The sequence below is a fragment of the Pseudomonas sp. R1-7 genome, assembly GCF_051132105.1.
Taxonomy (GTDB): domain Bacteria; phylum Pseudomonadota; class Gammaproteobacteria; order Pseudomonadales; family Pseudomonadaceae; genus Aquipseudomonas.
Map to the genome: position 1 here is coordinate 1,841,842 of NZ_CP071661.1, position 19,424 is coordinate 1,861,265.

Genomic DNA, 19,424 nt, shown 5'->3' on the forward strand with positions numbered 1-19,424 from the left:
GCGAGGAGGGCATATGGGAGAGTCGATTGGTGTGATCATCCTGGCTGCGGGATCGGGCAGCCGTTTCCGTCAGGTCGCCGGTGCGGACAAGGATAAGTTGCTGGCCGATTGCACGGGGCGTGATGGCGCCGTCAGGTCGGTGATCGAGCATGTGCTGGTCAACCTGCCGGCTTCACTGGAAAAACGCGTGCTGGTGGCGAGCAAGGACCGGCCGCAAGCCATCCGCATGGCCCAGGCCTACGGGTGCGATTTCGTGGAGCTGGACTCGCCCGGGTTGGGCGACAGCATTGCTGCGGGCGTCCAGGCCTGCCCGGATCTTGATGGGTGGCTGATTATCTTGGGCGATATGCCTTTTATCCTGCCGTCGAGCATCGAGCAGGTAGCGGCGGGGATACGTGAGGATGGCATCAGCGTGCCGGTCCTTGCCGGCGAGTATGGGCATCCGGTCGGATTTGGTGGTGGGTTTGGGTCGAAACTGATGGCGCTGACCGGGGATCGTGGTGCCAAGGTGTTGTTTGCCGGGGCGCAGGTGGTTGAAGTACCGGTGGATGATCCTGGCGTGACGTGGGATGTCGATGTGCCGGAGGCTCTAACCTTCAAATAACAGACGACGCAGAACCACTGTGTAGGGGCGTGCTTGCTCGCGATAGCGATTGGACATTCAACATGGATGCAAACTGGCCCGACGCCTTCGCGAGCAAACTCGCTCCCACACTGGATTCCTAGCGGGTATGAACCCTGTGCCTGGCTCAGCCCTGTGGATAAGGCGTTAGGCATAAAAAAGCCCCACCTGGCGTTACCAGGCGGGGCTTTTTACTGGGCGGTGGAATCAGGCGTGAGGTTTAGGCTCGTGCTCTTTTTCCAGGGCTTCAGTGTGACGCGGTGCGACTTCTTCAGCGGTGTCCTGAGGTTCGTCGAACGCCGGGGCTGGTTCGGCTGGGGTTTCAGCGACCGGGGCAGGGGCTGCCTCGGTGACTTCTTCCACGACCGGAGCCGGTTCGGCAGCAGGCGCTTGAGCGGCGGCAGCGGCAGCTTGTTCGGCTTCCTTCTGCAGGCGCTCGGCTTCACGCTTGCGACGACGTACTTCACGCGGATCGTTTGGAGCGCGACCATTCGGGGTCAAGGCGCTGACAGGTGCAGGCTCTTCAACCGGGGCAGGTGCCTCGGCGACCACCGGGGCTTCGACCACCGGAGCAGGCTCGACCACTTCTGGCTCGACTGCTTTCACAGGCTCTGGCGTTGGCTCGGGCTCGACAACTGGGGCTGGTGCGGCTGGCTCAGCTGTCCAATTGAATGCAGTCTGCTCTTCGCGGACAGGCTCTGGTGCCTTTTCCTCAGCCGGAGCTTCGACAACCGGTTCGGCAGCAACCACTGGCGCTTCGACGACCGATGCAGGCTCGGCAGCGATTTCAGCGTCAGGTTGGGCTTCACGTGCCGGTGCCAGTTCCACTTCTGGCGAAGCGGTGGCTTCTACCGGCGCAGTGGATTCGACGACAGGCGCTTCAACCGGCGCGCTTTCCACCGCGGCGGTAGCGCGTTCGGCTTGTTCGTGAGCCTGGGCTTCGGCCGGGGCGCTGATCGCGCTGCTGGCAACGGCTGCGGTCACGGCCAGGCCGGCGGCGAGGTCGGCAGCGCTTGGCGCTTCGGCGTTTTCGGTGGACTCGGATTCTTCCGAGCCTTCGATCACGTTGCCGTTGGCATCGCGCTGACGCTCACGACGGTTGCTGCGACGACGCTGGCCACGGGAGCGGCGACGTGGACGATCGCCTTCGGCGGTGTCCTGGCCGTCTTCCTGCAGCTGCTCTTCGGTGTTCAGCACTTCTTCTTCGCTGGCAGCGGCAGCTGCCTGCTCGGCGCGTGGCTGGCGCTCTTCACGTGGCGGACGCGGTGCGCGCTCTTCGCGAGGCTGGCGGGCCGGACGCTCTTCAGCGGTGGCGGCAGCCACGGCCGGGGCGGCATCCAATGGCTCGCGCAGTTCACGAACACGTTCTTCACGCTCGCCACGCGGCTTGCGATCTTCACGTGGTGCGCGCGGCTGGCGCTCTTCACGCGGCGGACGCGGTGCGCGCTCTTCGCGAGCTACGGCTGGCACTTCCTCACGGGATTCGCGAGGCTGGCGTTCTTCACGCGGCTCGCGTGGTGCGCGTTCTTCACGCGGTGCACGTTCTTCGCGAGGCTTGCGTTCCTCGTCGCGACGACCATTGCGGTTGCGGGTCTGCTGGCGACCGTTGCGGCGTTCTTCGTTGCGGGCCGGACGCTCGGACGCGGCTGGCTTGGCGACGACGGTCGGGGCAGCCGGTTCTTCCTTGGTGGCGAACAGGCTGACCAGCGATTTCACCAGGCCCTTGAACAGGCTCGGTTCCGGGGCTGCGGCCGGGGCGGCAACCGGAGCGGCCACTTCGGTCGGGACCGGAGCGTTGGCGCGGGCCGGAGCGGTCTTGACCGCTGCTTCCTGGCGAACCAGTGTACGGGTGGCGGCGGCCGGCTGGACGTCTTCGACTTCAGCAGCGGCAGCAGCGATTTCGTAGCTGGACTGGTTGGTGTGGGCTTCAGGGCTGTCATCGCGCAGGCGCTGCACTTCGAAGTGCGGTGTCTCGAGATGATCGTTCGGCAGGATAACGATGCGGGCGCGGGTACGCAGTTCGATCTTGGTGATCGAGTTGCGTTTTTCGTTGAGCAGGAACGCGGCAACCGGAATCGGCACTTGGGCGCGAACTTCGGCGGTGCGGTCCTTCAGGGCTTCTTCTTCGATCAGGCGCAGGATAGCCAGGGACAGCGATTCAACGTCACGGATGATGCCGGTGCCGCTGCAACGTGGGCACACGATGCCGCTGCTTTCGCCCAGGGATGGGCGCAGGCGCTGACGGGACATTTCCAGCAGGCCGAAGCGCGAGATACGGCCAACCTGAACGCGGGCGCGGTCGGCTTCCAGGCATTCACGGACTTTCTCTTCCACGGCGCGCTGGTTCTTGGCCGGGGTCATGTCGATGAAGTCGATGACGATCAGGCCGCCGATGTCGCGCAGGCGCAACTGACGGGCGATTTCTTCGGCGGCTTCAAGGTTGGTCTGCAGGGCGGTTTCTTCGATGTCGCTGCCTTTGGTGGCGCGCGCCGAGTTGATGTCGATGGACACCAGGGCTTCGGTCGGATCGATGACGATGGAACCGCCGGACGGCAGCTCGACGACGCGCTGGAAGGCGGTCTCGATCTGGCTTTCGATCTGGAAGCGGTTGAACAGCGGAACGCTGTCTTCGTAGAGCTTGATCTTGCTGGCGTACTGCGGCATCACCTGGCGGATGAAGGTCAGGGCTTCGTCCTGGGCTTCGACGCTGTCGATCAGCACTTCGCCGATGTCCTGGCGCAGATAGTCGCGGATGGCGCGGATGATCACGTTGCTTTCCTGGTAGATCAGGAAAGGCGCGGAACGATCCAGCGAGGCTTCTTTGATGGCAGTCCACAGTTGCAGCAGGTAGTCGAGGTCCCACTGCATCTCTTCGCTGCTGCGGCCCAGGCCGGCAGTGCGCACGATCAGGCCCATGTCGGCAGGTGCGACCAGGCCGTTGAGGGCTTCACGCAGTTCGTTGCGCTCTTCGCCTTCGATGCGACGGGAAATGCCGCCAGCACGTGGGTTGTTCGGCATCAGGACCAGGTAACGGCCGGCGAGGCTGATGAAGGTGGTGAGGGCTGCGCCCTTGTTGCCACGTTCTTCTTTTTCGACCTGGACGATGACTTCCTGGCCTTCGCTCAGGACGTCCTTGATGTTGACGCGACCTTCAGGGGCTTTCTTGAAGTATTCGCGGGAGATTTCTTTGAGGGGCAGGAAGCCGTGGCGCTCGGAGCCGAAATCGACAAAGGCAGCCTCAAGGCTTGGTTCGATGCGAGTAATCCGGCCTTTATAGATGTTGGCCTTCTTCTGCTCGCGTGCACCGGATTCGATATCCAGGTCGTAGAGGCGCTGGCCGTCTACCAGTGCAACACGCAACTCTTCGGGTTGAGTTGCGTTAATCAGCATTCTTTTCATGTAGTACCGTCGGTTTCCGGGCTGCCGGAAACGGCGTTCGGCACACACGACTTCTCACGGTCGGTGTCAGGTGCGTCCTGGCGATGGCAGTGCCAGTCCAGTGTCTAGCGAGTTCGGCCCAATGATGGCGAAGTCGCGACGGACGCGTCCTGCTTGCTGGTACTCAAGCACTCAGTCAGGAGGAGGAATCAACCGGCGCCTGTGGACGAGATGAAGCGTCTAAATATAAGCCTAGTGCTACACAGTCCGACGGTTGTACATCTCCACCCTACACGTATCCCTGATAATTCGGGTGCTGCCGCGCGCAGAATCCGCAGCGGGTTGGCATTTACCGTGAGCTCCGAAAGGGGAGGTCACGCATCATGGCTAATTTAGGCGTTGTTTCCGAAGCTCTCGCTCGGGGTCGTTCCCGGGTGACTGCACTTTGTGAACTGGCCATGAATGTGGCGCGCAAGGCGAGTCAGAACTCTGCTTTGCGGCGTATTTCAGGCCTCATGTCACCTGCGCTCGTTACACCTGCAAACTCTACCGTTACGTAGCGAAAGCCCCGTAGGACGGCCTCTCGTCCTCGTGAATTGCGTTGGTCAGGGCCGGTTTTTGACCGCTGGTCCACTGTCCAGCCACTTTTGGCGGCGTTCGCGACTATAGCAGCAATGATTAAGTGCTTCAATTCCATAAAAAATTGTTATGATCGCCGCCATGACGACTACTGCCCCTTCGACCCCTGGCGTTCAACTGCTCGAGGTCTCGCCGGAATATGCCGGCCAACGAATCGATAATTTTCTTCTTGCCCGGCTCAAAGGCGTGCCCAAGACCTTGATTTATCGCATTTTACGCAAAGGCGAAGTGCGAGTGAACAAAGGTCGGATCAAGCCCGAATACAAGCTCCAGGCCGGTGATGTGGTGCGCGTGCCACCGGTTCGCGTGCCGGAACGTGATGAGCCGGTGCCCCTGGCCCAGGGCCTGTTACAACGCCTGGAAGCCGCCATTGTCTTCGAAGACAAAGCGCTGATCGTGGTCAACAAGCCTGCGGGTATTGCGGTCCATGGCGGCAGCGGCCTGAGTTTCGGTGTGATCGAAGCCTTTCGTCAGTTGCGCCCGGACGCCAAGGAACTGGAACTGGTTCATCGCCTCGACCGTGACACCTCCGGCCTGCTGATGATCGCCAAGAAACGCAGCATGTTGCGCCACCTGCACGAGCAATTGCGCGGCGATGGCGTCGACAAGCGCTACATGGCGCTGGTGCGTGGGCGTTGGGAGACCTCCGTCAAGCAGGTCCGGGCGCCGCTGCTCAAGAGTAACCTGCGTTCAGGCGAGCGCATGGTTGAGGTCAACGAAGAAGGCAAGGAGGCGTTGACCGTCTTCAAGGTGCTTCGGCGTTTCGGCGACTTTGCCACCATGATCGAGGCCAAGCCGGTCACCGGGCGTACCCACCAGATTCGCGTCCACACCCTGCATGCCGGGCACTGCATCGCTGGCGACAGCAAGTACGGCGACGACGATTTCACCAAGGAAATCCGTGACTTGGGTGGCAAACGCCTGTTTCTCCATGCCTATATGTTGACGGTGCCGTTGCCTGACGGCGGCGAGCTGAAATTGCAGGCTCCCGTGGATGACATGTGGGCCAAGACCGTGGAGCGGTTGAGTGCATCCTGATTACAAGCTGCTCATCTTCGATTGGGACGGCACTCTGGCGAACTCCATCGGTCGGATCGTGGAGGCGATGCACGTTGCATCGGACCGTACGGGTTTTCCCCAGCGCGACGACTTGGCGGTGAAGGGGATCATCGGGCTGGGCTTGCCGGAAGCTATCCGCAGCCTGTACCCGGAAATCGACGATGATGAACTGATCGTTTTTCGCCAGCATTACGCTGATCATTACATCGCGCTGGAAGCCGAGCCTTCCCCATTGTTCGACGGAGTGGTCGATACTCTCCAGGCCCTGCGGGGCGAGGGTTATCGGCTGGCGGTGGCGACCGGCAAGGCGCGGCGAGGATTGGATCGGGTGCTCAAGGCCCATGGCTGGGACGACTATTTCGATATAACCCGCGCCGCGGATGAAACCGCGAGCAAGCCCCATCCTCTGATGCTTGAGCAGATCCTGGCTCATTGCGACATGCAGCCAGGACAGGCGCTGATGGTGGGTGATTCGTCGTTCGACCTGCAAATGGCCCGTAACGCAGGCATGGGGTCGGTGGCCGTCAGTTACGGCGCGCAGACAATCGAGGCGCTGAAGGCCTTCGAGCCGTGCCTGGCGATTGACCATTTTCCTGAGTTGCACGCCTGGTTGAGCCGGCGTGCCGATTAAGTTTTGTTGGAGATGCATGCATGACGGACGAATGGAAAGCGCCGGCCAAGGCGAGCGCCGAGAGCGGTGACGAAAAAAGCTGGAAACTGCTGGAGAAAACGCTGCTGGCCAGTGTCCAGGAGCAGCGTCGTTCCCGTCGCTGGGGGATTTTCTTCAAGCTGCTGACGTTCATCTATCTTTTTGCCGCGTTGATGCTGTTCACGCCGCTGATGAGCATAGAGAAAGGTGCCGTGAGCGGTTCGGCCTACACTGCGCTGATCGACATCGAAGGCATGATCGCCGACAAGGAGCCTGCCAGCGCGGACAACATCGTCGGCAGCCTGCGGGCGGCGTTCGAGGATCCGAAGGTCAAGGGTGTGGTGCTGCGCATCAACAGCCCGGGCGGCAGTCCGGTGCAGTCGGGTTACGTCTATGACGAGATCGTCCGGTTGCGTGGATTGCACCCGGATAAAAAGGTTTATGCGGTGATCGCCGATCTCGGCGCTTCCGGTGCCTATTACATCGCCAGCGCGGCGGACCAGATCTACGCCGACAAGGCCAGCCTGGTCGGCTCCATTGGCGTGACGGCTGCCGGTTACGGTTTTGTCGGAACCATGGAAAAGCTGGGTGTTGAGCGTCGGGTCTACACCTCGGGCGAGCACAAATCGTTTCTTGATCCGTTCCAGCCGCAAAAGCCTGAGGAAACCGCGTTCTGGCAAGGCGTGCTGGACACAACCCACAAGCAATTCATCGCCAGTGTCAAGAAAGGGCGGGGCGAGCGCTTGAAGGATAAGGAGCATCCGGAGCTGTTTTCCGGGCTGGTCTGGTCTGGTGAGCAGGCGTTACCCCTGGGCTTGATCGATGGCCTGGGCAGTGCCAGCTCCGTGGCGCGGGATGTGATTGGTCAGAAGGACCTGGTGGATTTCACCATCGAAGAGTCACCGTTTGACCGGTTCTCGAAGAAGCTGGGGGCGAGCATTGCCGAGCACCTGGCGATGTGGATGGGCTTCCAGGGGCCGGCGTTGCGCTGATTTTTGAAAGGCTGCGCACCTGAAGGGTGATGCGGTCCCTGTGGCGAGGGAGCTTGCTCCCGCTGGGCTGCGCAGCGGCCCCCAAATTTCTGCGGTCGCTGCGCAACCGAGCGGGAGCAAGCTCCCTCGCCACGGAGGCGGTTCAGGGAACCTGCGCGCCCTCAGCCAGCAACATATCCACAAGGCGAATCAGTGGCAGGCCGATCAGGCTCGTCGCGTCAGGCCCTTCGGTGCTCTGGAACAGGCTTACGCCCAGGCCTTCGGCCTTGAAGCTGCCGGCGCAGTCGTACGGCTGCTCGGCACGCAGGTAACGCTCCACGCGAGCCCGCTCCAATACCCGCATATTCACAGTGAACGGTACGCAGTCGACCTGGCATTTGCCGGTCTGGCTATTGAGCAATGCCAGGCCGGTCAGGAAGGTCACTCTGGCGCCACTGGCGGCCATCAGTTGCTCGCGGGCGTTTTCGAAGGTGTGGGGCTTGCCCAGGATGCGTTCGCCGAGCACGGCGACCTGATCCGAGCCGATGATCAGGTGGCCTGGGTGGCTATCGGCCAGTGCCTGGGCCTTTTCCCGGGCCAGGCGCTTTACCAGCTCGACCGCGGGTTCGTCGGGGTGACGGCCTTCGTCGATGTCCGGCGAGCTGCAGGCGAATGGCAGCCCCAGGCGGGCAAGCAGTTCCCGGCGGTAAATCGAGCTTGAGGCTAGTAATAAAGGCAGCATGGCTATCTCCGATGGGCAGGGGAAGATTCTAGCCAGGCATGCAAGTGACGGACAGGGCTGAATTTCCTTTGACATGGCCCGGTGCATCCCTATAATGCTGCGCCTATGTTGAATGACCCGATTCCACCTCACGTTGACCCGCGCAAATTGGCTGACCGTGGCACCACCCTCCAAGGTGAACTGCTGCTGGCCGATTTGAAGAGACTCTGCGACCCGCTTTCCGACGATGTCGGTACGGTCCAGGCCAAATTCGTTTTTGAACGAGATGAACGTAAATCTGTGGTGATCCACAGCTTTATCGACACTGAAGTCAAAATGGTTTGCCAGCGTTGTCTTGAGCTGGTCACCCTGCCGATCCACAGCGAATGCAGTTACGCCGTGGTGAAGGAGGGTGCGAATACCCAGTCGTTGCCGAAAGGTTATGACGTGCTGGAACTGGGCGAAGATCCATTGGATCTGCAGTCACTGATCGAGGAGGAGCTTCTGCTCGCCTTGCCCATTGTGCCTGCTCATCATCCGGAAGAATGCCAGCAGCCGGCGGGAGCAGATGAGCCCGAACCGAGCGAGGACGAGGTAACGCGGTCCAACCCGTTCAGTGTATTGGCGCAGTTAAAGCGTGACCCAAACGTTTAGGAGTTAATCAATTATGGCTGTTCAGCAGAACAAAAAATCCCGCTCTGCCCGTGACATGCGCCGTTCGCACGACGCTCTCGAGGCTAGCACCCTGTCTGTAGAAAAAACCACTGGTGAAGTTCACCTGCGTCACCACGTATCGCCAGAAGGCGTATACCGTGGCCGTAAAGTGATCGACAAGGGCGCCGACGAGTAATCACTTGTCCGCTCAAGTCATCGCGATTGACGCAATGGGCGGGGACTTCGGTCCCCGCAGCATTGTCCAGGCCAGCCTTGCTTGTCTGAATGCCACGCCCTCGCTGCACCTGACCCTCGTCGGTCAACCCTCCCTTCTAGAAGAAATGCTCAGCGGCCAATCGGCTGCGGATCGCGCGCGCCTGTCGATCGTGCCAGCGTCCGAGGTTATCGCCATGGACGAAAAGCCGGCCCAGGCCCTGCGCGGCAAGCCCGAAGCATCGATGCGGGTGGCCCTTGAGTTGTTGCGCGATGGCAGGGTCCAGGCGTGTGTCAGTGCAGGCAACACCGGGGCGCTGATGGCGCTGTCGCGCTATGTGCTCAAGACCTTGCCAGGGATCGATCGTCCGGCGATGGTGGCGGCGATTCCGACCCAGCGCGGGTTCTGCCAGTTGCTTGACCTGGGCGCCAACGTCGATTGCAGCGCCGAACACCTGTTGCAATTCGCCGTGATGGGCTCGGTCGCAGCGCAAACCCTGGGCATTGCGCGACCCCGCGTAGCGCTGCTCAACATTGGCACCGAAGACATCAAGGGAAACCAGCAGGTCAAGCTGGCGGCGACGTTGTTGCAAAATGCCCGGGGCATCAATTACATCGGATTCGTCGAAGGCGATGGTTTGTACCGTGGTGAGGCCGATGTGGTGGTCTGTGATGGCTTCGTTGGCAATATCTTGCTCAAATCCAGCGAGGGCCTTGCGACTATGATTGGCCAGCGTATCGAGACGTTGTTCAAGCAGAGCCTGGCCTCACGGGTGGTGGGCGCCCTTGCGCTGCCGTTGATGCGTCGCCTGCAGGCGGACCTTGCGCCGGCTCGGCACAATGGCGCGAGTTTCCTCGGATTGCAGGGGATCGTGATCAAGAGTCATGGTTCGGCAGGGGTGCAGGGGTTTCAAAGCGCCATCAATCGGGCTGTTATCGAGATCCAGGAGAACCTGCCGGAACGCCTGCATGGGCGCCTCGAAGATTTGTTAACTTAGGCGTTTTCGTCCGACAATGCTTAAATGTGACCGGTCGGTTCAAGCCGCCATCCAACTGTCAGTTTCCTAGCGCCCCCAGGGGCGTCAATTTTTGACGACAAGATCATTAGGGGCTTTGTTTTCATGTCTGCTTCCCTCGCATTCGTCTTTCCTGGACAGGGCTCGCAGTCCCTCGGCATGTTGGCCGAGCTGGGCGCGCAATACCCGCTGATCCTCGAAACATTCAAAGAAGCATCCGACGCGCTCGGCTACGACTTGTGGGCATTGACCCAGCAAGGGCCGGAAGAGCAACTCAATCAAACCGATAAAACCCAGCCGGCCATCTTGACCGCCTCCGTTGCGCTGTGGCGCTTGTGGTTGGCTGAAGGCGGTGCACGCCCGGCGTTCGTTGCCGGTCATAGCCTGGGCGAATACAGCGCCCTGGTCGCAGCCGGCAGCCTGGGCCTGGGTGACGCGGTGAAGTTGGTGGAGCGTCGTGGTCAATTGATGCAAGAAGCCGTTCCGGCCGGGCAGGGCGGCATGGCCGCGATCCTCGGCCTGGATGACGCCGATGTGCTGGCCGCCTGCGCCGAAGCGGCACAAGGCGATGTAGTCAGCGCGGTGAACTTCAACTCCCCGGGCCAAGTGGTTATCGCCGGCGCCAAGGCCGCCGTCGAGCGCGCCATCGAGGGCTGCAAGGCCCGTGGCGCCAAGCGTGCCATGCCGTTGCCGGTCAGCGTGCCGTCGCACTGTGAGCTGATGCGTCCGGCTGCGGAGCGCTTTGCCGAATCCATCGCCGCCATCGACTGGCAGGCTCCGCAGATTCCCGTGGTGCAGAACGTCAGCGCCAACGTGGCAGCGGACCTGGATACCCTCAAGCGCGACCTGCTGGAGCAGCTCTACAAGCCGGTTCGTTGGGTTGAATCGGTGCAGGCACTGGCAGCCAAAGGCGCGACCGAGCTGGTCGAATGCGGTCCTGGCAAGGTGCTGACAGGGCTGAACAAGCGCTGCGCCGAAGGCGTGTCCACTTCCAATCTCAACACCCCAGACGCTTTCGCTGCCGCTCGCGCAGCGCAAGCCTGAACAGGAGAAGCTTGCATGAGTCTGCAAGGTAAAGTTGCACTGGTGACCGGTGCAAGCCGCGGCATCGGCCAGGCCATTGCCCTGGAATTGGGTCGCCAAGGCGCCATTGTCATCGGCACCGCGACTTCCGCTTCGGGCGCCGAGCGTATCGCCGCGACCTTGAAGGAAAACGGCATCCAGGGCACCGGTCTTGAACTCAACGTGACCAGCGACGAGTCCGTTTCGGCGGTGCTGGCGAGTATCCAGGAGCAGTTCGGTGCGCCGGCGATCCTGGTCAATAATGCCGGTATCACCCGCGATAACCTGATGATGCGCATGAAAGATGACGAGTGGTTCGACGTTGTCGACACTAACCTGAACAGCCTGTACCGGCTGTCCAAGGGCGTCCTGCGTGGCATGACCAAGGCTCGTTGGGGCCGAATTATCAGTATCGGCTCGGTTGTGGGTGCCATGGGCAACGCAGGCCAAGTAAACTATGCTGCGGCGAAAGCCGGTCTGGAAGGTTTCAGCCGTGCCCTGGCACGAGAAGTCGGTTCGCGCTCGATTACGGTGAACTCGGTTGCACCGGGTTTCATCGACACCGACATGACCCGTGAGCTGCCGGAAGCACAGCGTGAAGCCTTGTTGACCCAGATTCCGCTGGGTCGTCTGGGGCAAGCTCAAGAAATCGCGTCCGTGGTCGCTTTTCTTGCGTCGGACGGTGCGGCATACGTCACTGGGGCTACAATCCCGGTGAACGGCGGGATGTACATGAGTTAAATGTGACGGATTGCTTCAAAAAAATGTCATACGAGCTGTCTAAAATCCGTTATAAAGCTGCAATCTATTTATAGGCGGCGGGCCCCAGGGTTCGAGGAGTGAAGCTTTCGGTTGAAAAACCGAAAAGTCTTTCTATACACTTACCCACCGGCCAGCTGCCTGAATTTGTCCATTAGGAGTGAAAACAAGGTATGAGCACCATCGAAGAGCGCGTCAAGAAAATCGTTGCCGAGCAACTGGGCGTTAAAGAAGAAGAAGTTGTGAACACCGCTTCCTTCGTTGAAGACCTGGGTGCCGACTCCCTTGACACCGTTGAGCTGGTGATGGCTCTGGAAGAGGAATTCGAAACCGAGATTCCTGACGAAGAAGCTGAAAAGATCACTACTGTACAAGCTGCTATCGACTACGTTACCAGCCACCAGGCGTAATCGTTTTTAGTCGTCGCTAGCTGTCATGGAAAAACCGCACTGCCATCACGGCGTGCGGTTTTTTCTTTAGGCCTGATGCAAAGTCGTCATTTGAAAAAGGAGAGTGCTGTGTCGCGTAGACGCGTCGTAGTCACCGGTATGGGTATGTTGTCGCCACTGGGCACGGATGTGCCGAGCAGCTGGCAGGGCATTCTGGCTGGCCGTAGTGGCATTGGTCTGATCGAACACACCGACCTTTCTGCCTATTCCACCCGTTTTGGCGGCTCGGTAAAGGGCTTCAATGTCGAGGAATACCTGTCGGTCAAGGAAGCTCGCAAGCTTGACCTGTTCATCCAATACGGCTTGGCAGCTGGATTCCAGGCGGTGCGCAATGCCGGGCTGGAAGTCACCGACGCCAACCGTGAGCGCATCGGCGTGGCCATGGGGTCGGGTATTGGCGGCTTGACCAATATCGAAGAAACCAGCCGCACGCTGCATGATTCCGGACCGCGACGGATTTCTCCGTTCTTCGTGCCCGGCTCGATCATCAATATGATTTCCGGTTTCCTGTCCATCCACCTGGGTGCACAGGGGCCCAACTACGCTATCGCCACGGCGTGCACCACCGGCACCCACTGCATCGGCATGGCCGCGCGCAACATCATGTACGACGAAGCCGACGTGATGATTGCCGGTGGCGCCGAAATGGCGGCCTGCGGCCTTGGCATGGGCGGTTTCGGCGCGTCTCGTGCGCTGTCGACCCGCAACGATGAGCCCGCACGGGCCAGCCGGCCGTGGGACAAGGGCCGCGACGGTTTCGTCCTGTCCGACGGCGCCGGTGCGCTGGTGCTCGAAGAGCTGGAACACGCCAAGGCACGCGGCGCGACCATTTACGCTGAACTGATCGGCTTCGGCACCAGCGGCGACGCATACCACATGACGTCGCCACCGGCCGATGGCGCCGGTGCGGCACGTTGCATCGCCAACGCCTTGCGTGACGCGAAGCTCAACGGCGAGCAGGTGCAGTACATCAACGCCCACGGCACTTCGACTCCAGCGGGTGACCTGGCTGAAGCCCAGGCGATCAAGACAGTGTTCGGCGAGCACGCCTATAAACTGGCAGTCAGCTCCACCAAGTCCATGACTGGTCACCTGTTGGGTGCGGCAGGGGCGGTGGAAGCCATTTTCAGTGTACTGGCAATCAACAGTCAGACAGCGCCGCCGACCATCAACCTCGATGAGCCGGACGAAGGCTGCGACCTCGACTTCGTGCCGCACACGGCCCGCAGCATGGACATCGATGTCGTGTTGTCCAACTCCTTCGGCTTTGGCGGCACCAACGGCTCGCTGGTGTTCCGCCGGTTCGCCGGCTGATGGAAAGTTGGGTCGACGGTCAGCCGGCCGACGTCCTGTCGCTGAAAGATCGCGGCCTGGCTTATGGCGATGGGTTGTTCGAGACCATCGCCGTGCTCGCCGGCACTCCTGTGCTGCTGGAGCGTCACCTGCAGCGCCTGGAAGCGGGTTGTCGGCGGCTGGCGTTCATCGTCGATATGAGCGTATTGAGCGCTGAGCTGATTGCCTATGCCCAGAACCTGGGCAATGGCGTATTGAAGCTGATCGTGACCCGTGGCGACAGCCTGCGCGGTTACGCCGCCGATCCCCTGACCCCGGCCAGGCGCATCCTGCAAGGAAGCCCGCCGGCCGCTTATCCCGCCATTCATGCCGAACAAGGCGTCCGCCTGTTTCCCTGCACGGTGCGTTTGTCCGAGCAGCCCTTGCTCGCCGGTCTCAAGCACCTCAATCGCCTGGAGCAAGTGCTGGCTCGCGCCGAGTGGAGCGGCATCGAGTATGCCGAAGGATTAATGCAGGACACGTCCGGGCGGGTGATCGAAGGCGTATTCAGCAATCTGTTCCTGGTGCGCGACGGTGTTCTGTTCACAGCGGACCTGAGCCGTTGTGGCGTAGCCGGTGTGATGCGCGCCGAATTATTGTTTCAAGCCAAGTCCCATGGCATTGCCACTCAAATCACCGATATCAGCCTCGAACAGCTGCACCAGGCCGATGAGGTCTTTGTCTGCAACAGTGTGTATGGCGTGTGGCCGGTACTCGGATACGGTTCGGCACGCTGGTCGGTTGGCCCACTCACCCGTAAACTGCAGACCCTTGCCCGTGCGCTATTGGATGCTTGATTCGTGAGACGTAAATTCTTGCTGCTGCTGGAGACCGGACTGGTTCTGGCAGGGCTGTTGTTGGGCGCTTCTGCCTGGAAAATTCATTCGGCGCTGCAACAGCCGCTGAACATCACCCAGGAAGAGTTGCTGGACGTACCCAACGGGACCACCCCGACCGGAACCCTTAATCGTCTCGAAGCCGACGGGCTGATCCAGGATGCGTTCTGGCTGCGGGTCTACTGGCGCTTCAATCTTGCTGGCCAGCCGTTGCACTCCGGTGAGTATCGGATGGTGCCAGGCATGACCATGGAAGGCCTGATCGGTGTCTGGAAACGCGGCGAAGTGGTGCAGTACAGCGTGACGTTGGTGGAGGGCTGGAACTTCCGTCAGGTTCGCGCGGCGTTGGCCAAGGATGAAAAGCTCCAGCAGACGCTCACGGGTTTGAGCGACAGCCAGGTCATGGATCGTCTTGGTCATTCCGGGGTGTTTCCGGAGGGGCGCTTCTTCCCGGATACCTACCGTTTCGTGCGGGGTACGACGGATGCCGATCTGTTGAGAAAAGCCTACGATCGGCTGGACGATGTGCTTGCCAAGGAGTGGGCCCAACGTGCTGCCGACGTCCCGTATAACCAGCCGTATCAGGCGCTGATCATGGCTTCGCTGATCGAAAAGGAGACCGGTGTTCCTCGCGAGCGGGGCGAGATTGCCGGCGTGTTCGTACGGCGCCTGCGCCTGGGCATGCTGCTGCAGACCGATCCTACCGTCATCTATGGCCTGGGCGAGCGCTACACCGGCAAGCTCACCCGCGCCCATCTGAAAGAGCCTAATCCCTACAACACCTACCTGGTACCGGGCCTGCCGCCAACGCCCATCGCGATGGTCGGGCGCGAGGCGATTCACGCTGCATTGAACCCCGCCGACGGCAACAGCCTTTACTTTGTCGCGCGTGGCGACGGCAGCCATGTGTTTTCCGATGATCTGGAGACGCACAACAATGCAGTGCGCGAATACCAGCTCAAGCGCCGCGCCGACTACCGCTCCAGCCCGGCCCCGGCCAAGCCGGAGGATTCGGCACCGATTCCCGCCGCTTCCCCTGATACCGCGCCGGAAGCCGTGCCCCAGGTGCCACCCCAGGACCTGGCCCCCGAACCGGATGCCAGCGAGCCGCCGGACCCGCAATGACTTTGACTAAGGATCGCCCGTGACTGGTTTGTTTATCACGCTGGAAGGCCCGGAAGGCGCCGGCAAGAGCACCAACCGCGAATACCTGGCTGAACGCCTGCGGACCGCCGGCATCGAGGTGGTACTGACCCGCGAGCCGGGCGGTACGCCCCTGGCCGAGCGGATTCGCGAGGTGTTGCTGGCGCCTATCGAAGAAGTCATGAACCCTGACACTGAGCTATTGCTGGTGTTCGCCGCCAGGGCGCAGCACCTGGCCGAAGTGATTCGGCCGGCACTTGTCCGGGGAGCCGTGGTGCTTTGTGACCGCTTTACCGATTCGACATACGCTTACCAGGGCGGTGGCCGAGGCTTGTCCGTCGAGCGTATCGCTGCGCTGGAAACCTTTGTCCAGGGTGACCTGAGGCCGGACCTGACCCTGGTTTTCGACCTGCCAGTGGAAGTAGGTCTGGCTCGTGCCAGCGCGCGTGGCAGGCTTGATCGCTTCGAGCTGGAGGGAGCGACTTTCTTCAATGCCGTGCGCAACGCTTTCCTCGAGCGCGCCAAGGCTGATCCGACACGGTACCTGTTGATCGATGCCGCGCAGCCACTGACCCAGGTCCAGCAATCGCTGGATGCGGTGTTGCCGCGTTTGCTGGAGCTTGCCCGTGGCTGAAGCCTATCCTTGGCAGGACGCTCTCTGGCAGCAGCTGGCCGGCCGCACGCAGCACGCCCATGCGTACCTGCTGCACGGCCCGGCCGGTATCGGCAAGCGGGCCTTGGCCGAACGCCTGATGGCGAGCCTGCTATGCCTGGCCCCGACGCCGGCCAATGCCTGCGGTGAGTGCAAGTCTTGCCTGCTGCTCAAGGCTGGCAGTCATCCGGACAACTACATACTGGAGCCTGAAGAGGCCGACAAAGCGATCAAGGTTGATCAGGTCCGTGATTTGGTCAGCTTCGTGGTCCAGACCTCCCAGATGGGCGGGCGCAAGGTTGTACTGATCGAGCCGGTGGAGTCGATGAACATCAACGCCGCCAACGCCTTGCTCAAGAGCCTCGAAGAGCCTTCCGGCGATACCGTGCTGTTGCTGGTCAGTCACCAGCCGAGCCGTTTGCTGCCAACCATCAAGAGCCGTTGCGTGCAGCAGGGCTGCCCGTTGCCCAGCGAGGCGATGAGCTTGCAGTGGCTGGCCCAGGCCTTGCCTGACAGCACCGATGAAGAACGTGGCGAGCTGCTGACCCTGGCCGCCGGCTCGCCGTTGGCGGCCGTCAGCCTCCAGGCCCAAGGTGTGCGCGAGCAGCGCGCGCTAGTGGTGGACGGTGTGAAGAAGCTGCTCAAGCAGCAGCAATCGCCGACGCAATTGGCCGAAGGCTGGAACGCCATTCCCCTGTTGCTCCTGTTTGACTGGTTCTGCGATTGGTCGAGCTTGATCCTGCGTTACCAGCTCACCGAGGACGAAGCCGGCCTCGGCTTGGCCGACATGCGAAAAGTGATCCAGTACCTGGCGCAAAAAAGCAGCCAGGACAAAATCTTGAACATTCAGGACTGGATCCTTGCCCAACGTCAGAAGGTGCTGAGCAAGGCGAACCTCAATCGCGTGTTGTTGCTCGAGGCGTTGTTGGTGCAATGGGCGAGTTTGCCTGGTCGAAACTGATAGACACGACCTAGACTGAGCTCAATCGCAGCGGAGATCAGCATGAACGAACCTGTCAGTCCTGGGCCACGCAACGGCATCCTGTCCCTGACCATCAAGGACAAGTCGGTGCTCTACGCGGCCTACATGCCGTTTATCAAGAACGGCGGCCTGTTCATTCCCACCAACAAGAATTATCGCCTGGGCGATGAAGTGTTCATGCTGTTGAGCCTGATGGATGAACCGGAAAAGATCCCGGTCGCCGGCAAGGTGATCTGGATGACGCCCAAAGGCGCCCAAGGCAACCGGGCTGCCGGCGTTGGCGTGCAGTTCAACGAAGGTGATAACTCGGCCCGCAACCAGATCGAAACCCACTTGGCCGGAGCCCTCAAGTCCGACCGTCCCACCCATACGATGTAGCCTGGCCCTTTATGCTCGTAGATTCTCATTGCCACCTCGATCGCCTCGACCTTGCCGCCCATGGTGGCTCCCTTGACGCAGCTTTGGATGCCGCCCGCCAGCGGGGGGTAGGACATTTCCTCTGCATAGGCGTCAGTGCCGACAACGCCGCCGACGTCAAACGCCTGGCCGAACGCTATGAAGACGTTGATTGTTCGGTGGGCATCCACCCGCTGGATGTGCAACCCGATGCCACGCCCGCCCTGGATTGGCTGTTGCAGGAGCTTGACCACCCGCGCGTGGTCGCCATTGGCGAAACCGGCCTCGACTATCACTACGAGCCGGAGGCTGCCGAAGTCCAGCAAGCGTCGTTCCGCTTGCATCTGGAAGCGTCCAGGCAGACCGGCAAGCCAGTGATTATCCACACCCGTGGCGCCCGGGCCGACACCTTGGCATTGCTGCGAGACGCGGCGCTGCCCCACGCCGGCGTCCTGCATTGTTTTACCGAGGATTGGGACATGGCCAAGGCTGCCCTGGACATGGGCTATTACATTTCCCTGTCGGGCATCGTCACATTCCGCAACGCCGACGCCCTGCGTGACGTCGCGAGCAAGGTGCCGGCCGATCGTTTGTTGGTGGAAACCGACTCGCCTTACCTGGCGCCCATCCCCTATCGCGGCAAGCCAAACCTTCCACAGTATGTACGGGAGGTCGCGGAATACCTGGCGATGCTGCGCGGGGAGTCCTATGACCGGTTCGCGGAGCAGACGACGGAGAACTTCAAGCGGCTGTTCCCATTGGCTCGGGTCCGTTGCGCAAGGGCCTGAAACCGGGGCAAAAAAAACCCGGGTTCTGGGGGGGGAATCCGGGTTAAGACCATTAGGAGTAAAACAAAGGCACGCGGTCCGTTGGTACCTTTATCAGCGCGTCACTTGGGGGAGATGTCGCGCCGACAGTTCAAGTATTGATCACTATGGCAACGCGTCCAGTTTGACCTGGGTGGTTTTTAAACAGATTTGGAATAGTTTGGCTTCGGATAAGTTCTCACTGCCAGCAAACCCTGCCCGGGCGGCTCGCTGGCGTGAAGCGGAGAAGTCGGGGGCGCACGGTTTTCTGAAGAACTATGGCCCTGCGCGGATGATCCGTGCATTTTTGCGTAATTTAGGCATAATACCGGGCTTCGAATTTTGACCCTTCAGACCTTTTTCTTATGCATAAAGAACCCCGTAAGGTCCGCGAGTTTCGTCGCCGCGAGCAGGAAATCCTCGACACCGCGCTCAAGTTGTTCCTCGACCAGGGTGAAGACAGCGTCACCGTCGAGATGATTGCGGATGCCGTGGGTATCGGCAAAGGCACGATCTACAAACATTTCAAGTCCAAGGCCGAGATCTATCTGCGGCTGATGCTCGATTACGAGCGGGATCTGAACGAGTTGTTGCATTCGGCCGATGTCGACAAGGACAAGGAAGCACTGTCCCGGGCGTACTTCGAGTTCCGCATGCGCGACCCGCAGCGTTACCGCTTGTTCGACCGCCTCGAAGAAAAGGTGGTCAAGGGCAACCAGGTTCCGGAGATGGTCGAGGAGCTGCACAAGATCCGTGCCTCGAACTTCGATCGCCTGACCTTGTTGATCAAGGGCCGGATCAGCGAAGGCAAGCTCGAAGACGTTCCACCTTATTTCCACTATTGCGCCGCCTGGGCACTGGTTCACGGCGCTGTGGCACTGTACCACTCGCCGTTCTGGAGCAATGTGCTGGAAGACCAGGAAGGCTTTTTCCAGTTCCTGATGGACATCGGGGTGCGCATGGGCAACAAGCGCAAGCGCGATACCGATACCCCGAGCAGTTGAGGCATTCAGCTGCTTAATTGCGCCATGTCCGCTTACGTGGCGCAGTGCCCCAGGAATATACTCAGGCTTGGGTCTTGCGAA

At 60.9% G+C, this 19,424-nt stretch carries 20 protein-coding genes; 18 read left to right on the forward strand and 2 right to left on the reverse strand.

What is annotated here, in order from left to right; genetic code table 11:
- Positions 1–13 precede the first annotated feature (13 nt).
- Positions 14–604, forward strand: coding sequence for a nucleotidyltransferase family protein (locus J3P79_RS08265; RefSeq protein WP_434609589.1), 591 nt, complete (start codon positions 14–16; stop codon positions 602–604).
- A gap of 225 nt (positions 605–829) precedes the next feature.
- On the opposite strand, the gene rne is transcribed toward J3P79_RS08265, so the two are convergent.
- Positions 830–4,021, reverse strand: a complete 3,192-nt coding sequence (gene rne, locus J3P79_RS08270) for a ribonuclease E (protein ID WP_434609591.1) — start codon at positions 4,019–4,021, stop codon at positions 830–832.
- Between the two features lie 699 nt (positions 4,022–4,720).
- On the opposite strand from rne, the gene rluC reads away from it, so the two are divergent.
- The 3 genes from rluC to J3P79_RS08285 are packed head-to-tail and all read left to right on the forward strand — an operon-like array spanning position 4,721 to position 7,339.
- The gene (gene rluC, locus J3P79_RS08275) at positions 4,721–5,677 is read left to right on the forward strand and encodes a 23S rRNA pseudouridine(955/2504/2580) synthase RluC (RefSeq protein ID WP_434609592.1); all 957 of its coding nucleotides are present in this window, start codon (positions 4,721–4,723) and stop codon (positions 5,675–5,677) included.
- A complete protein-coding gene (locus tag J3P79_RS08280) occupies positions 5,667–6,329 on the forward strand; it encodes an HAD-IIIA family hydrolase (protein ID WP_434609595.1) in 663 nt (220 codons plus the stop codon). The genes rluC and J3P79_RS08280 overlap by 11 nt, the downstream gene beginning before the upstream one ends.
- A 20-nt stretch (positions 6,330–6,349) precedes the next feature.
- Positions 6,350–7,339, forward strand: a complete 990-nt coding sequence (locus J3P79_RS08285) for a S49 family peptidase (RefSeq protein WP_434609596.1) — start codon at positions 6,350–6,352, stop codon at positions 7,337–7,339.
- A gap of 142 nt (positions 7,340–7,481) precedes the next feature.
- Here J3P79_RS08285 and J3P79_RS08290 read toward each other — a convergent pair whose 3' ends face one another.
- Positions 7,482–8,060 (reverse strand): Maf family protein, encoded by a 579-nt coding sequence (locus J3P79_RS08290; RefSeq protein ID WP_434609597.1) that lies wholly within the window; start codon positions 8,058–8,060, stop codon positions 7,482–7,484.
- 105 nt (positions 8,061–8,165) lie between these two features.
- On the opposite strand from J3P79_RS08290, the gene J3P79_RS08295 reads away from it, so the two are divergent.
- The 14 genes from J3P79_RS08295 (at position 8,166) to J3P79_RS08360 (ending at position 19,343) form a co-directional block, all read left to right on the forward strand.
- Positions 8,166–8,693 (forward strand): YceD family protein, encoded by a 528-nt coding sequence (locus tag J3P79_RS08295; RefSeq protein ID WP_003204262.1) that lies wholly within the window; start codon positions 8,166–8,168, stop codon positions 8,691–8,693.
- Between the two features lie 13 nt (positions 8,694–8,706).
- On the forward strand, positions 8,707–8,889 hold the full coding sequence (rpmF, locus tag J3P79_RS08300; RefSeq protein ID WP_003179396.1) for a 50S ribosomal protein L32: 183 nt from the start codon (positions 8,707–8,709) through the stop codon (positions 8,887–8,889).
- Positions 8,890–8,893: 4 nt separating this feature from the next.
- Positions 8,894–9,904 carry a phosphate acyltransferase PlsX gene (gene plsX, locus J3P79_RS08305; RefSeq protein WP_434609599.1) on the forward strand — a complete coding sequence of 337 codons (1,011 nt, stop codon included), beginning with the start codon at positions 8,894–8,896 and terminating at the stop codon, positions 9,902–9,904.
- Between the two features lie 123 nt (positions 9,905–10,027).
- Positions 10,028–10,966: an ACP S-malonyltransferase gene (gene fabD / locus J3P79_RS08310; protein WP_434609601.1), complete on the forward strand. Its 939-nt coding sequence runs from the start codon at positions 10,028–10,030 to the stop codon at positions 10,964–10,966.
- A 15-nt stretch (positions 10,967–10,981) separates the two neighbouring features.
- Complete coding sequence (fabG, locus tag J3P79_RS08315) at positions 10,982–11,725, forward strand: 3-oxoacyl-ACP reductase FabG (protein ID WP_434609603.1); 744 nt, start codon at positions 10,982–10,984, stop codon at positions 11,723–11,725.
- Positions 11,726–11,916: 191 nt separating this feature from the next.
- Positions 11,917–12,153 carry an acyl carrier protein gene (gene acpP, locus J3P79_RS08320; protein ID WP_003175607.1) on the forward strand — a complete coding sequence of 79 codons (237 nt, stop codon included), beginning with the start codon at positions 11,917–11,919 and terminating at the stop codon, positions 12,151–12,153.
- 108 nt (positions 12,154–12,261) lie between these two features.
- The gene (gene fabF, locus J3P79_RS08325) at positions 12,262–13,506 is read left to right on the forward strand and encodes a beta-ketoacyl-ACP synthase II (protein WP_039593652.1); all 1,245 of its coding nucleotides are present in this window, start codon (positions 12,262–12,264) and stop codon (positions 13,504–13,506) included.
- On the forward strand, positions 13,506–14,321 hold the full coding sequence (gene pabC, locus J3P79_RS08330; RefSeq protein WP_434609606.1) for an aminodeoxychorismate lyase: 816 nt from the start codon (positions 13,506–13,508) through the stop codon (positions 14,319–14,321). Before fabF ends, pabC begins: the two co-directional genes overlap by 1 nt.
- A 3-nt stretch (positions 14,322–14,324) precedes the next feature.
- The gene (mltG, locus tag J3P79_RS08335; protein WP_434609608.1) at positions 14,325–15,485 is read left to right on the forward strand and encodes an endolytic transglycosylase MltG; all 1,161 of its coding nucleotides are present in this window, start codon (positions 14,325–14,327) and stop codon (positions 15,483–15,485) included.
- 19 nt (positions 15,486–15,504) lie between these two features.
- Complete coding sequence (tmk, locus tag J3P79_RS08340) at positions 15,505–16,137, forward strand: dTMP kinase (RefSeq protein WP_434609610.1); 633 nt, start codon at positions 15,505–15,507, stop codon at positions 16,135–16,137.
- Positions 16,130–17,116: a DNA polymerase III subunit delta' gene (locus tag J3P79_RS08345; protein WP_434609612.1), complete on the forward strand. Its 987-nt coding sequence runs from the start codon at positions 16,130–16,132 to the stop codon at positions 17,114–17,116. The genes tmk and J3P79_RS08345 overlap by 8 nt, the downstream gene beginning before the upstream one ends.
- Positions 17,117–17,158: 42 nt before the next feature.
- Positions 17,159–17,515 carry a PilZ domain-containing protein gene (locus tag J3P79_RS08350; RefSeq protein ID WP_039593657.1) on the forward strand — a complete coding sequence of 119 codons (357 nt, stop codon included), beginning with the start codon at positions 17,159–17,161 and terminating at the stop codon, positions 17,513–17,515.
- Between the two features lie 11 nt (positions 17,516–17,526).
- On the forward strand, positions 17,527–18,321 hold the full coding sequence (locus J3P79_RS08355; RefSeq protein WP_434609614.1) for a TatD family hydrolase: 795 nt from the start codon (positions 17,527–17,529) through the stop codon (positions 18,319–18,321).
- A 383-nt stretch (positions 18,322–18,704) separates the two neighbouring features.
- Complete coding sequence (locus J3P79_RS08360; RefSeq protein ID WP_039593659.1) at positions 18,705–19,343, forward strand: TetR/AcrR family transcriptional regulator; 639 nt, start codon at positions 18,705–18,707, stop codon at positions 19,341–19,343.
- Positions 19,344–19,424: the final 81 nt, after the last annotated feature.